Source organism: Streptomyces sp. W16 (assembly GCF_033194735.1).
Taxonomy (GTDB): Bacteria; Actinomycetota; Actinomycetes; order Streptomycetales; family Streptomycetaceae; genus Streptomyces.
This window is the reverse complement of the sequence record NZ_JAWOAI010000044.1, coordinates 1-13,819: the sequence shown is the minus strand read 5'-3', so window position 1 is coordinate 13,819 and position 13,819 is coordinate 1. Positions and strand designations below refer to the sequence as shown.

Below are 13,819 nucleotides of genomic sequence, written 5' to 3'. Positions count from 1 at the left end.
CCTGGAGAAGGCGAGGACTTGAGCATGGGATCCACTTCCGCCGAGAACAATTTTTCCGGCAGCACCGGCGCACAGGGTGTCGGCCGCCGAGATCTGATCAAGAGGTCGGCCGCACTCGGTCTGATCTCCGTTCCCGCGATGAGCTTCCTCTCGGCCTGTGCGAGCAGCGACAGCGGCTCGGACAAGAAGGCCACGGCGGGCACGAAGACCGCCAAGAACCCGCTCGCGGTGAACGCCACCGCGCAGATGGAGTTCGTGCTCTTCGACGGCGGCTTCGGGAAGGAGTACGCCCAGGACGCCGTCAAGATCTACGAGAAGGACTTCCCCAAGGCGAAGGTGAAGTTCTCCGCCACGCAGAAGATCCAGTCGACACTCCAGCCCCGCTTCAACCAGGGCACCCCGCCGGACCTGATCGACAACTCCGGTGCCGAGCAGATGGACATGGGCGTCCTCGCGAGCAAGAAGCAGCTCACCGACCTCACCCCGCTGATGGACGCGCCCTCCTACGACGACCCGTCGAAGAAGGTCCGCGACACCCTGCGGCCCGGCATCCTTGAGATGGGCCAGCTCGACGGCGACCCGGTCTGGATCATGTACTACGCCTACACGGTGTACGGCGTCTGGTACTCGCAGAAGGCCCTGGACTCGCTCGACGAGAAGTACCCCGAGACCTGGGACCAGATGCTCGCGGTCTGCGCCAAGGCCAAGAAGAAGGGCATGGCGGGCTGGACGTACGCGGGCAAGTACCCGTACTACCTCCCCTTCTCGCTCTACCCGATGATCGGCAAGGTCGGCGGTCGTGAGGTCCTCGACGCGATCGACAACCTGGAGCCGAACGCCTGGAAGCACCCGGCCGTCAAGGCCTGCTTCGACGCCTACTACGAGCTCTTCAAGAAGGGCTACATCCTCAAGGGCACGCCCGGCATCGACCACATCCAGTCGCAGACCGCGTGGGCCCAGGGCAAGGCGCTGTTCATCCCGAACGGCTCCTGGGTGGAGAACGAGTCCGCCAACGTCATCCCCAAGGACTTCAACCTCGCCGTCTCCGCGCCGACCGGCATCGACAGCTCCGACAAGATGCCCTTCGGCACCATCTGGGCGTCCGGCGGTGAACCCTTCATCGTCCCGGCCAAGGCGGCCAACGCGGCGGGCGGAATGGAGCAGCTGCGCATCATGCTCAGCGAGGCCTCCTCGAAGAACTTCACCAGCAAGGTGAAGTCACTGACCGCGTACAACGGCGGCACCGACGGGATCACCCTCACGCCGGGCCTCACCTCCGGTGTGGCGGCGCTGAAGCTGGCCGGCGACAACGTGCTCAACCCGCGACTGCAGGACTGGTACGTGCAGTTGCAGAAGGAGCAGATCGGTGTGGCGGGTCTCGGCGAGATGATGGCCGGGCGGGCCACTCCGGCCGAGACCATCAAGAAGATCCAGGGCTTCGCCGACGCGGCGGCCAAGGACACGTCGATCAAGCACTACAAGCACAGTTGAGGATCCGTCACCAGCGGCGGCGCCCGCCCAGAGATCGGGGTCGGTAGCAATGCAGCACGGCAAGTACCGGTTCATCGTGGGGTTCCTGACCGTTCCCCTCGGGCTGTACGTGCTTTTCGTCGTATGGCCCTTCATCCAGTCCATCTACTATTCGTTCACGGACTGGACGGGGCTGAGCCCGGAATTCAAAATGGTCGGCTTCGACAACTACAAGAGAATGTTCCACGACGAGATCTTCTGGAAATCGTTGCAGCACAGTCTCCTGTTCGCGTTGGTGCTGCCGCTGGTGACGATCAGTCTGGCGCTGTTCTTCGCTTTCATGATCAATGTGGGCGGTCGGCGCCGGACGGGGGGCCCGGTCGTCTCGGGCGTCCGCGGCTCCTCCTTCTACAAGATCGTCTATTTCTTCCCGCAGGTCCTCTCGATCGCGATCGTCTCCCTGTTGTTCGCCTTCGCGTACAACCCGGACAGCGGCGCGATCAACTCCTTCCTGCGCGGGATCGGACTCGGCAGCATCCAGCCGTTGTGGCTCGGCGATCCGAGCCTCGCCCTGTGGTGTGTGATGGCGGTCCTCGTCTGGTCCACGGTCGGCTTCTTCGTGGTCCTCTTCTCCGCGGGTATGGCGTCCATTCCGGCGGAGTTGTACGAGGCGGCGCTGCTCGACGGCGCCAACCGGATGACCACGTTCTTCCGCCTCACCCTGCCGCTGCTGTGGGACACCGTGATGTCCGGCTGGGTCTACATGGGCATCCTGGCGCTGGGCGCCGAGTCGTTCGCGGTCGTACAGATCATGACGACCGGACCGGGCGGTCCCGACTACTCGACCACCGTCATGGTCCTGTACGTGTACCAGAAGGCGTTCCGAGACGGACAGGCCGCCTACGCGACCACCATCGGCGTCGCCCTGCTCGTCGTCACGCTGGCCTTCGCGGCGATCGTGATGCGACTGGGCCGCCGTGAGCGGCTGGAGTTCTGATCACATGAAGACGACTGAGACCCCCGCCCCCGTGCCGGCCGAGTCCGGTGTCCCCGTCGCCAAGGTCGGCACCTCCGCCGGAGACCCGCCGAAGCGGAAGAAGAAAGAGGGCAGAGTCCTCAACGTCTTCTCGCACGGCATGCTCATCCTGTGGGCGTTCATGGTCGTCCTGCCGCTGCTTTGGGCGGTGATGACGTCCTTCAAGAGCGACAACGCGATCTTCAGCTCGCCCTGGGCACTGCCGGACAAACTGCACTTCGACAACTGGGCGCGCGCCTGGACCGACGCCAACATGAGCGACTACTTCTTCAACACCATTCTGGTGGTGGGTGGTTCACTCATCGGCACGCTGGTGCTCGGTTCGATGGCCGCGTACGTGCTCGCCCGGTTCGACTTCCCGGGCAACCGCTTCATCTATTTCCTGTTCATCGGCGGCATGAGCTTCCCGATCATGCTGGCCCTGGTCCCGCTGTTCTACGTCGTCAACAACATGGGGCTGCTCAACACGATCCACGGGCTGATCCTGGTCTACATCGCCTACTCGCTGCCGTTCACGGTCTTTTTCCTGACCGCGTTCTTCCGCACGCTGCCCACCTCGGTGGCGGAGGCGGCGTTCGTGGACGGGGCCTCGCACACCCGGACGTTCTTCCAGATCATGCTGCCGATGGCCAAGCCCGGCCTGATCAGCGTGGGGATCTTCAACTTCCTGGGGCAGTGGAACCAGTACATGCTGCCGACGGTCCTGAACACCGACCCGGACAAGCGGGTCCTCACCCAGGGCCTGGTGCAGCTCGCCGCCAGCCAGGGCTACAAGGGCGACTGGTCCGGTCTCTTCGCCGGTCTGGTCATGGCGATGCTGCCAGTACTTGGTGCATACATCGTCTTCCAGCGTCAGGTGGTGCAGGGTCTGACGGCGGGAGCTCTCAAGTAGCGCCCCGCTAGGGGCTCGTGCGTGCCGCTCCAGGCCTCTGGAGCGGCCTACACGCATGTGTGCAACTACCCGGATGCGGTTCAACCTCTTGACGGGAGGCGACCCGAACGGCTCAGCTTAGAGTTCACTAGTTGGACATAGACGGGGCCTCATCGATGCGGTCCCGCGCGCAGGAGGTCGTCGTGGAGACTCCGGGGTCGCAGTCGTCGCTGCACCGAGCGAATCTAGAGCGGGTCGTGCGAGCGGTGCGGCTGGCCGGGTCGCTCACGCAGGCGGAGATCGCGAGGACGACGGGTCTGTCCGCCGCGACGGTCTCCAACATCGTGCGCGAGCTCAAGGACGGCGGAACGGTCGAGGTCACCCCCACCTCGGCGGGCGGTCGCCGGGCCCGCAGCGTGTCGCTGAGCGGGGACGCCGGCATCGTCATAGGAGTCGACTTCGGGCACACGCATTTGCGCGTCGCGGTCGGGAATCTCGCCCATCAGGTGCTGGCCGAGGAGTCCGAACCCGTCGATGTGGACGCCTCCTCCACCCAGGGCTTCGACCGGGCGGAAGAGCTGGTCAACCGGCTGATCGCGGCGACCGGAGTGGACCGTTCCAAGATCGCCGGGGTGGGTCTCGGCGTACCCGGGCCGATCGACGTGGAATCGGGCACCCTGGGCTCCACCGCCATCCTCCCGGGCTGGACCGGCACCAGACCCGCCGAGGAGCTGGGCAGCCGTCTGGGCGTACCCGTGCACGTGGACAACGACGCCAACCTGGGCGCCCTCGGTGAGCTGGTCTGGGGCAGCGGCAGGGGGGTCAGGGACCTGGCGTACATCAAGGTCGCCAGCGGGGTCGGCGCGGGACTGGTCATCAACGGCAAGATCTACCGGGGTCCGGGTGGCACAGCGGGAGAAATCGGGCATATTACTCTTGATGAGTCCGGCCCTGTCTGCCGCTGCGGAAACCGGGGCTGCCTGGAGACCTTCACGGCTGCGCGCTATGTGCTGCCGCTCCTCCAGTCCAGCCACGGCACCGACCTGACCATGGAGGGAGTCGTGCGGCTGGCGCGGGACGGAGACCCGGGCTGTCGTCGGGTGATCGCCGACGTCGGCCGACACATCGGCAGTGGAGTCGCCAATCTCTGCAATTTGCTGAACCCGAGCCGAGTGGTCCTCGGTGGCGATCTCGCCGAGGCCGGTGAGCTGGTGCTCGGGCCGATCAGGGAGTCTGTCGGCCGCTATGCGATCCCCAGTGCGGCGCGTCAACTGTCCGTTCTCCCGGGGGCACTTGGAGGCCGTGCGGAGGTGCTCGGAGCACTCGCTCTCGCGCTCAGCGAGATGGGCGATTCGACACTTTTGGACGGGTCGCTGACCCAAGCGACACCTGTCTTCACTTAGAGAACGCACGACGCCGTTGCCATCTCGTTAAGTATTTACTTCTTGACGTCGCACGCGTGGCCGAGTTGACTTCCAGCCACCTCGGCCGCAACGACGCGGCCTCGTCAGGGAGGTTTCTGAAGTGAACACGCGTATGCGTCGTGCCGCCGTTGCTGTCATCGCCACCACGATGGCCGTCGCGCTGGCCGCCTGTGGCAAGGCCGGCGACGACAAGAAGTCCGACAGCAGCTCCTCCAGCTCCTCGGGCGGTACCAACGCCAAGATCGGTCTGCTCCTGCCCGACAGTGTCACCACGCGGTACGAGAAGTTCGACAAGCCGTACTTCGAGGCCAAGGTCAAGGCGCTCTGCGCCGGCTGCACCGTCGAGTACAACAACGCCAACGCCAGCGCGGCCACCCAGGCCCAGCAGGTCAGCAGCATGATCACCAAGGGCGTCAAGGTCATCGTGATCAGCGCCCAGGACTCCGCCGCGATCAAGTCCTCGATCCAGCAGGCGGTCGACAAGGGCATCAAGGTCGTCGCGTACGACCGTCTGGCCCAGGGCCCGGTCTCCGCGTACGTCTCCTTCGACAATGTCGAGGTCGGCAAGCTCCAGGGTGAGGCGCTCCTCGCCTCGCTGGGCTCGAAGGCCACCCCGTCGGCGAACGTCGTCATGATCAACGGTGACGACGCCGACCCGAACGCCGCGATGTTCAAGAAGGGCGCCCACGAGGCCCTCGACGGCAAGGTCAAGATCGCCTACGAGCAGTCGGGTCTGTGGAAGGACACCATCGCCGGGCAGAAGATGTCCGCGGCCATCACGCAGATCGGTGCCAGCAAGATCGCGGGCGTCTACTCCGCCAACGACGGCATGGCCGGTGGCATCGCCACCGTCCTCAAGGGCGCCAAGATCAGCGGCATCCCGCTGACGGGCCAGGACGCGGAGCTCGCCGGTATCCAGCGCATCGTCGCCGGTACCCAGTCCAGCACCGTCTACAAGGCCTTCAAGCCGGAGGCCGAGGCCGCCGCCACGCTCGCCGTGGACCTGGCGCAGGGCAAGAGCATCACCTCGCTCGCCACGACCACCCAGACCAGTGGCTCCGGCGACAAGGTGCCCTCGCAGCTGCTCGTCCCGGTGTCGGTCACCAAGGCCAACATCAAGGACACGGTCATCAAGGACGGTCTCTACACCGTCGCGCAGATCTGCACCTCTGAGTACGCCGCGGCGTGCAAGACGGCCGGTCTGGAGTAACCACCGCCCAGCGGTGACAAAGCCCCTTCGGCGTCCGCCCCACCTTCAAACCCCGCTGTGGGGCGGGCGCCGATCGGAACCCGTGCGAACGCAGCCGTTGCCAACTGGCATCGGCCGCGCGCATGTTCATCTTGTAAATCTGTGCCTAGGCACAACCCTCCGCGGCTATTGACAAGCGCGGCATCCCCGCCGGTCAGGCGGCGAAGGAGATGGTTCAAGTGTCCGCTACGCCCGTGCTGGCGTTGCGCGGAGTCTCCAAGCGATTCGGTGCGGTGCAGGCCCTCACCGACGTAGAGCTGGAGGTTCACGCCGGAGAAGTGGTCGCACTGGTCGGCGACAACGGCGCAGGAAAGTCCACCCTGGTGAAGACGATCGCCGGAGTGCACCCCATCGATGAAGGAGTCATCGAATGGGAGGGCAACCCGGTCAGCATCAACAAGCCGCACGACGCCCAGGGACTCGGCGTCGCGACGGTCTACCAGGACCTCGCGCTGTGCGACAACCTCGACGTCGTCGGCAACCTGTACCTCGGGCGTGAGCTGCTTCGCCGTGGCATCATCGACGAGGTCACGATGGAGAAGAACTCCCGCGAGCTGCTGAGCACGCTCTCCATCCGCATCCCGAGCGTGCGGATCCCGATCGCCAGCCTCTCCGGTGGCCAGCGGCAGGTCGTCGCCATCGCCCGCGCGCTGATCGGTGACCCCAAGGTCGTCATCCTCGACGAGCCCACCGCCGCCCTCGGTGTCGAGCAGACCGCGCAGGTCCTCGACCTGGTCGAGCGGCTGCGCGAGCGCAACCTCGGCGTCATCCTCATCAGCCACAACATGGCCGACGTCAAGGCGGTCGCCGACACCGTCAACGTGCTGCGGCTGGGCAAGAACAACGGCTCCTTCCCGGTGAAGGACACCAGTCAGGAAACGATCATCGCCGCGATCACCGGTGCCACGGACAACGCCGTGACCCGTCGTGCGGTGCGCAGCACGGAGGCGGCAAAGTGAGTGACACGTCAGGCACCGTGAAGAAGGACGCGGTCGAACCGACCGCCGCGGCCCCGGCCGACGACCCCACGGCAGCGGCCGGGTCCGCCACCGTCGTCGACCCGCGTCTGCTGATCCGCGAAGAGGGCTTCAAGGGCTACATCACCGAGTTCAAGCGCAAGGTCAAGGGCGGTGAGCTCGGCTCGCTGCCCGTCGTCACCGGCCTGATCGTCATCGGCCTCATCTTCCAGCTGCAGAACAGCCGGTTCCTGAGCGCGGACAACCTGTCCAACATCAGCTACTACCTGTCGGCCACCGGCATGCTCGCCATCGGCCTGGTCTTCGTGCTGCTGCTCGGCGAGATCGACCTGTCCGTCGGCTCGGTCAGCGGTCTGGCGTCCACCCTGTTCGCCGTCTTCGTGGTCAACCACGGGATGAACGGCTGGCTGGCGCTGCTCCTGACGATCATCACGGGTGTCGGCATCGGCGCGCTGCACGGCTTCTTCTTCGCGAGGATCGGCGTACCGGCGTTCGTCGTCACCCTGGCCGGCTTCCTCGGCTGGAACGGTCTGATGCTGTGGCTGCTCGGTTCGAGCGGCACCATCAACATCCCGGACGAGGGTCCGGTGCACCTGCTCGGCCAGAGCTCGTTCTTCATGGACCAGTCGATCGCGGGCGCCTACATCCTGGCCGCCCTCGGCACCGCGTCCCTGCTCTTCGGCTCGCTCACCGACCAGCGCCGCCGCAAGGCCGCCGGGGTGCCCTTCCGGCCCACCAGCGAGATCTTGCTGCGGGTCGTTCTGCTCGCCGTGGCCGCGTTCGTCACCGCGGCGGTGCTGAACTCGGCGTCCGGTGTCTCCAACTCGCTGGTGATCTTCCTCGCGTCCCTGGTGATCGTGGACTTCGTGCTCCGCCGTACCCCGTACGGCCGTAAGGTCTTCGCGGTCGGTGGCGGCATCGAGGCCGCGCGCCGTGCCGGTATCAACGTGTCCATGATCCGTATCACCGTGTTCGCCATCTCCGGTGGCTTCGCGGCGGTCGGCGGTATGTTCTTCGCCGGTCAGACCCAGAGCGCCACGCTCAACGCCGGCGGCGGCAACACCCTGATGCTGGCCATCGCGGCGGCGGTCATCGGCGGTACGAGCCTCTTCGGCGGTCGCGGCACCGTCTGGTCCGCCCTCCTGGGCATGCTCGTCATCCAGTCGATCCAGACCGGCCTCGACCTGCTCAACATGAACACGTCGATCCAGTACATGATCACGGGTGGCGTCCTGCTCGGCGCGGTCGTCATCGACTCGGTGTCCCGCAAGAGCCAGAAGGCGGCCGGTCGCGGCTGACCTGCGCCCTTGTCGACCAGTGCCCGGTACCGAAGGCGGTGCCGGGCACAGTCATGTCGTAGGAAAGCCTGTTCTTGGGTACAGCCGATCGCGTGACGTATGACGCACAGCCCGGGCGCGGTCCGCAAAGGCGGAACATTAGACTCGACAAGCCCGGCAACAGCTCGATCAGCTCTACTCGCAAGGAGGCACGGGTGCCGCTGCTGACCCGCATCAGGGGACCGCGCGATCTGGACCGGCTCAGCCTGGAGCAGCTGGACCAGCTGGCCGAGGAGATCCGGACCTTCCTCGTCGACGCCGTCTCCAAGACCGGCGGCCACCTCGGCCCAAACCTCGGTGTGGTCGAGCTGACCATCGCCCTGCACCGCGTCTTCGAGTCCCCGAAGGACCGGGTGCTGTTCGACACCGGCCACCAGTCCTACGTCCACAAGCTGCTCACCGGCCGCCAGGACTTCTCCAAGCTGAAGATGAAGGGCGGCCTGTCCGGCTACCCCTCGCAGGCCGAGTCCGAGCACGACGTCATCGAGAACTCGCACGCCTCGACGGTCCTCGGCTGGGCCGACGGCCTCGCCAAGGCCAACCAGGTGCTGAAACGCGACGACCACGTGGTCGCGGTGATCGGTGACGGTGCCCTGACCGGCGGTATGGCCTGGGAGGCGCTGAACAACATCGCCGACGCCAAGGACCGCCCGCTCGTCATCGTCGTCAACGACAACGAGCGGTCGTACGCACCGACCATCGGCGGCCTCGCGAACCACCTGGCGACCCTGCGGACCACTGACGGCTACGAGCGCTTCCTGGCCCGCGGCAAGGACCTCCTGGAGCGCACCCCGGTCGTCGGCAAGCCCCTCTACGAGACGCTGCACGGCGCGAAGAAGGGTCTGAAGGACTTCATCGCCCCGCAGGGCATGTTCGAGGACCTGGGTCTGAAGTACGTCGGTCCCATCGACGGGCACGACATCGACGCCCTGGAGTCCGCGCTCGCGCGGGCCAAGCGCTTCGGCGGGCCGGTCATCGTGCACTGCCTCACCGAGAAGGGCCGCGGCTACCAGCCCGCCCTCCAGGACGAGGCCGACCGCTTCCACGGCATCGGCCCCATCCACCCCGACACGGGCCTGCCGATCAAGGCTTCCGGCGCCGACTGGACCTCCGTCTTCGGCGACGAGATGGTCGCCCTCGGCCAGGAGCGCGAGGACATCGTCGCGATCACCGCCGCGATGCTCCAGCCCGTCGGCCTGAAGAAGTTCGCCGACGCCTTCCCCAACCGCATCTACGACGTCGGCATCGCCGAGCAGCACGCCGCCGTCTCCGCGGCCGGCCTCGCCACCGGGGGACTGCACCCCGTCTTCGCCGTCTACGCCACCTTCCTCAACCGCGCCTTCGACCAGGTGCTGATGGACGTGGCCCTGCACAAGTGCGGGGTGACCTTCGTCCTGGACCGGGCGGGTGTCACCGGCACCGACGGCGCCTCCCACAACGGCATGTGGGACATGTCCATCCTCCAGGTCGTCCCGGGCCTCAGGCTCGCCGCACCGCGCGACGCCGACCAGGTCCGCGCCCAGCTCCGCGAGGCCGTACAGGTCAAGGACGCGCCGACCGTGGTCCGCTTCTCCAAGGGCGCGGTCGGCCCGGCCGTCCCCGCCGTGGGCCGGATCGGCGGCATGGACGTGCTGCGCGTGCCCGGCACCGACGCACCGGACGTCCTGCTGGTCTCGGTCGGCGCCCTGGCACCGATGTGCCTGGAGATCGCCGACCTCCTCGACAAGCAGGGCATCACCACCACCGTCGTCGACCCGCGCTGGGTCAAGCCCGTCGACGAGGCCATGGCCCCGCTCGCCGAACAGCACCGGGTGGTCGTCACCGTCGAGGACAACTCCCGTGTCGGCGGCGTCGGTTCGTCGATCGCACAGGCGTTGCGCGACGCGGGCGTCGACGTCCCGCTGCGCGACTTCGGCATCCCGCCGCGCTTCCTCGACCACGCCTCCCGCGCCGAGGTGATGACGGAGATCGGCCTCACCGCACCGGACATCGCCCGCCAGGTCACCGGCCTGGTCTCGAAACTGGACGGCCGCTTCGACCGCCCCGCCGCGGAGGTCGACTCGGTGGAGTCCGCACGCGACTGAGGCACGGCCGGCACCGCTGAACGGGCCTCTTCCGCCACTCTTTGCAGTGGTGAAAGAGGCCCGTTCGCGTGAATCCACTCGCGCCGGGGCATACGCAGTACGCCCCCTCTCGATCATGTCGAGGACGCCAAGCGTGGGAGGTACACCCGTGAGCAGCACCCTCTTCCGGACGAAGAGAGTCGAACAGTCCATCCAGGACACCGAGGAACCGGAGCACGCGCTCAGGAAGTCCCTCTCCGCCCTGGACCTGACCGTCTTCGGCGTCGGTGTCGTCATCGGCACCGGCATCTTCGTCCTCACCGGCACTGCCGCCAAGAACAACGCCGGCCCGGCGGTCTCCCTGTCCTTCGTCGTGGCCGGCGTCGTCTGTGCCCTCGCGGCGCTCTGCTACGCCGAGTTCGCGTCCACGGTCCCGGTGGCGGGCTCCGCGTACACCTTCTCGTACGCCTCGCTCGGTGAACTTCCCGCCTGGACCATCGGCTGGGACCTGGTCCTCGAACTCGCCCTCGGTACGGCGGTGGTGGCGGTCGGCTGGTCCGGCTACATCCACTCGCTGCTGGACAACGCGGGCTGGCAGCTGCCCGAGGCGCTCAGCGGCCGGGACGGCGCCCACGGCTTCGGCTTCGACATCCTCGCCGCCGCGCTCGTCCTCGTCCTCACCGCGATCCTCGTCCTCGGCATGAAGCTCTCCGCGCGCGTCACCTCCGTCGTCGTCGCCATCAAGGTGGCCGTCGTCCTCGTGGTGATCGTCGCGGGCGCCTTCTTCATCAAGGGCGACAACTACAAGCCGTTCATCCCCAAGGCGCAGTCGGTGGAGGCGGGCGGCAACCTCAAGGCCCCGCTGATCCAGCTGATGTTCGGCTGGGCGCCCTCCAACTTCGGCGTCATGGGCATCTTCACCGCCGCCTCCGTGGTCTTCTTCGCCTTCATCGGCTTCGACGTCGTCGCCACCGCCGCCGAGGAGACCCGCAACCCGCAGCGCGACGTACCACGCGGCATCCTCGGCTCACTGATCATCTGCACCACCCTTTACGTCGCCGTGTCGATCGTCGTCACCGGAATGCAGAAGTACAGCTCGCTGTCGATCGACGCACCCCTCGCGGACGCGTTCAAGGCCACCGGACACCCGTGGTTCGCGGGCCTGATCAGCTTCGGCGCGGCGATCGGCCTGACGACGGTGTGCATGATCCTTCTGCTCGGCCAGGCCCGCGTGTTCTTCGCGATGAGCCGCGACGGACTCCTGCCCCGCTTCTTCTCGCACGTCCACCCGCGCTTCCGCACCCCGTACCGCCCGACCATCCTCCTCGGCGTGGTCATCGCGATCGTCTCGGGCTTCACCAGCCTCAGCGAACTCGCCGAACTGGTCAACATCGGCACCCTGTTCGCGTTCATCGTGGTCGCGATCGGCGTGGTCATCCTCAGAAACAAGCGCCCGGACCTGCCCCGCTCCTTCCGCACCCCCCTGGTCCCGGCCCTCCCCATCGTCTCGGTCCTGGCCTCCCTCTGGCTGATGCTCAACCTCCCCACCGAGACCTGGCTCCGCTTCGCCATCTGGATGGCGATCGGGTTCGTCGTGTACTTCTTCTACGGCCGCACCCACAGCCGACTCGGACAGCAGCAGGCGGCGGAGGCGGGCCGGGCCCCGCAGTCGCCGGGCGGCACCGCACCGTAGTCAACTGCCTTGACCCACCGGCCCCGTGGGCCCCGCTCCGGCGGAACCCACGGGGCCGGACCGCGTGCCCGCCCTGACCGGAATTGGCTGTCGCCATACCGGGGCCGACCCGTAAGCTGCCTCTGCCGCCCTTGTATCGACCGGAAACGACCACGATGATGGGTGGAGTGGTGACGACATGCCACCTCCCGACCGCTCAGTGCGATTCCACTCGGTGGGAATCCGTTCGACACGCGATTCCACGAACCGGCGAAGGAGACCGCGATGACGAATTCCGGAGAGGCATCCGGTGTTGTTCAGAGCGCGTTACGGGCCGTGTCCCCGCAGCCGCCGCAGTTGACCACGCACATCCCCGACTGCGGCACCAGCTCGCTGGACGACCTGGGGAAGATCGACCGGCGCACGCTGAACAGACTGCTGTCGAACGGACGGCACCGGGACTCCGGCTTCAACTCCAGCGTCTGACACCCCGGACACCATGGACCGATGACCGCCGGGACAAGAGCGTTCCGCCAGTTCGTCCTCAAGGTGCACAGCAGATGCGACCTCGCCTGCGACCACTGCTACATCTATGAGCACGCCGACCAGAGTTGGCGGCGTCGACCGCGGGTGATCCCGGACGAGGTGGCGAAGGCGGTCGTGACCCGCATCGCCGATCACGCCAGGGCCCACCCCGAACTCCCGCGCGTGCACGTGATCCTGCACGGCGGAGAGCCCCTGCTCGCCGGCCGCGAGCGACTCGCCCGCATCGCCCGGAACCTGCGTACCGCGCTGGACGGGGTGTGCGAACTCGACCTGCGCATGCAGACCAACGGCCTCCGGCTCGACGACGACCTGTGCCGCATGCTGGTCCGCGAAGGGATCAGCACCGGCGTCTCCCTCGACGGCGACCGAGCCTCGAACGACCGTCATCGCAAGCGGGCCAACGGCACCGGGTCCTACGACGCCGTGGTCCGCGCGGTACGGCTCCTCGGCTCCGCCCCCTACCGCAGTGCCTTCGCCGGCCTGCTGTGCACCATCGACACGGCGAACGAGCCGCTCGCCGTGTACGCGGCACTGGCCGCGCTCGACCCGCCGCGCGTGGACTTCCTTCTGCCGCACGCCACTTGGGACCACCCGCCGCGCGGCGACGCCGCCCACGCGCGCTGGCTGATCGCCGTCTACGACCGCTGGCTCGCCGACGGCAGACCCTTCCCGGTCCGCGTCTTCGACTCGATCGAGGCCGGGCGGGACGGCCAGGAGTCCTTCACCGAGGCGCTCGGCCTCGGCAGCCCCGACCTGGTCGTCGTCGAGACCGACGGGGAGATCGAGCAGGCCGACTGGCTCAAGACGGTGCGGGACGGCGCGCCCGCCACCGGTTTCCACGTCCTGCGGCACAGCTTCGACGAGGCTGCCGCCCACCCCGGCTTCCTGGCCCAGCACGGGGGAGCGGACGCGCTGAGCCGGCAGTGCCGCGACTGCCCCGTGGTGCGGATCTGCGGGGGCGGTCTGTACGGCCATCGCCACCGGGCCGACAACGGCTTCGACAACCCCTCGGTCTACTGCGAAGACCTCTTCCGGCTGATCGGACACGTCCTGCGGACCCCGCGCCCGCAGCCGGTGAGCCTCCCGCACACGCTGCCCGCGCACGGCTTCGACTCCCTCGCTGCGGGCGAAGGGGACGCCGACGCGCTGCGTGCCCTCGCCGCCGCCGAGGCCA

General features: G+C 67.3%; 11 protein-coding genes. All 11 read left to right on the top strand.

Going from position 1 to position 13,819, the window contains the following annotated elements; genetic code table 11:
• Positions 1–24: 24 nt before the first annotated feature.
• Complete coding sequence (ngcE, locus tag R6V09_RS08700; protein WP_317880770.1) at positions 25–1,491, top strand: N-acetylglucosamine/diacetylchitobiose ABC transporter substrate-binding protein; 1,467 nt, start codon at positions 25–27, stop codon at positions 1,489–1,491.
• Between the two features lie 49 nt (positions 1,492–1,540).
• Positions 1,541–2,467: a carbohydrate ABC transporter permease gene (locus tag R6V09_RS08695; RefSeq protein WP_317880769.1), complete on the top strand. Its 927-nt coding sequence runs from the start codon at positions 1,541–1,543 to the stop codon at positions 2,465–2,467.
• Positions 2,468–2,471: 4 nt separating this feature from the next.
• Positions 2,472–3,398: a carbohydrate ABC transporter permease gene (locus tag R6V09_RS08690; protein WP_317880768.1), complete on the top strand. Its 927-nt coding sequence runs from the start codon at positions 2,472–2,474 to the stop codon at positions 3,396–3,398.
• A gap of 182 nt (positions 3,399–3,580) precedes the next feature.
• Positions 3,581–4,780, top strand: a complete 1,200-nt coding sequence (locus R6V09_RS08685; RefSeq protein ID WP_200710890.1) for an ROK family transcriptional regulator — start codon at positions 3,581–3,583, stop codon at positions 4,778–4,780.
• Positions 4,781–4,913: 133 nt separating this feature from the next.
• Positions 4,914–6,011, top strand: coding sequence for a sugar ABC transporter substrate-binding protein (locus tag R6V09_RS08680; protein ID WP_317880780.1), 1,098 nt, complete (start codon positions 4,914–4,916; stop codon positions 6,009–6,011).
• 209 nt (positions 6,012–6,220) lie between these two features.
• Complete coding sequence (locus R6V09_RS08675; protein ID WP_317880767.1) at positions 6,221–7,009, top strand: ATP-binding cassette domain-containing protein; 789 nt, start codon at positions 6,221–6,223, stop codon at positions 7,007–7,009.
• Complete coding sequence (locus R6V09_RS08670) at positions 7,006–8,325, top strand: sugar ABC transporter permease (RefSeq protein ID WP_317880766.1); 1,320 nt, start codon at positions 7,006–7,008, stop codon at positions 8,323–8,325. The genes R6V09_RS08675 and R6V09_RS08670 overlap by 4 nt, the downstream gene beginning before the upstream one ends.
• A gap of 194 nt (positions 8,326–8,519) precedes the next feature.
• On the top strand, positions 8,520–10,448 hold the full coding sequence (gene dxs, locus R6V09_RS08665) for a 1-deoxy-D-xylulose-5-phosphate synthase (RefSeq protein ID WP_317880765.1): 1,929 nt from the start codon (positions 8,520–8,522) through the stop codon (positions 10,446–10,448).
• 148 nt (positions 10,449–10,596) lie between these two features.
• Positions 10,597–12,120, top strand: coding sequence for an amino acid permease (locus R6V09_RS08660; RefSeq protein WP_317880764.1), 1,524 nt, complete (start codon positions 10,597–10,599; stop codon positions 12,118–12,120).
• Between the two features lie 264 nt (positions 12,121–12,384).
• Positions 12,385–12,585: a hypothetical protein gene (locus R6V09_RS08655; RefSeq protein WP_317880763.1), complete on the top strand. Its 201-nt coding sequence runs from the start codon at positions 12,385–12,387 to the stop codon at positions 12,583–12,585.
• 21 nt (positions 12,586–12,606) lie between these two features.
• Positions 12,607–13,819, top strand: a 1,213-nt coding sequence (locus R6V09_RS08650) for an FxsB family cyclophane-forming radical SAM/SPASM peptide maturase (RefSeq protein ID WP_317880762.1), incomplete at its 3' end; no start/stop codon positions are given.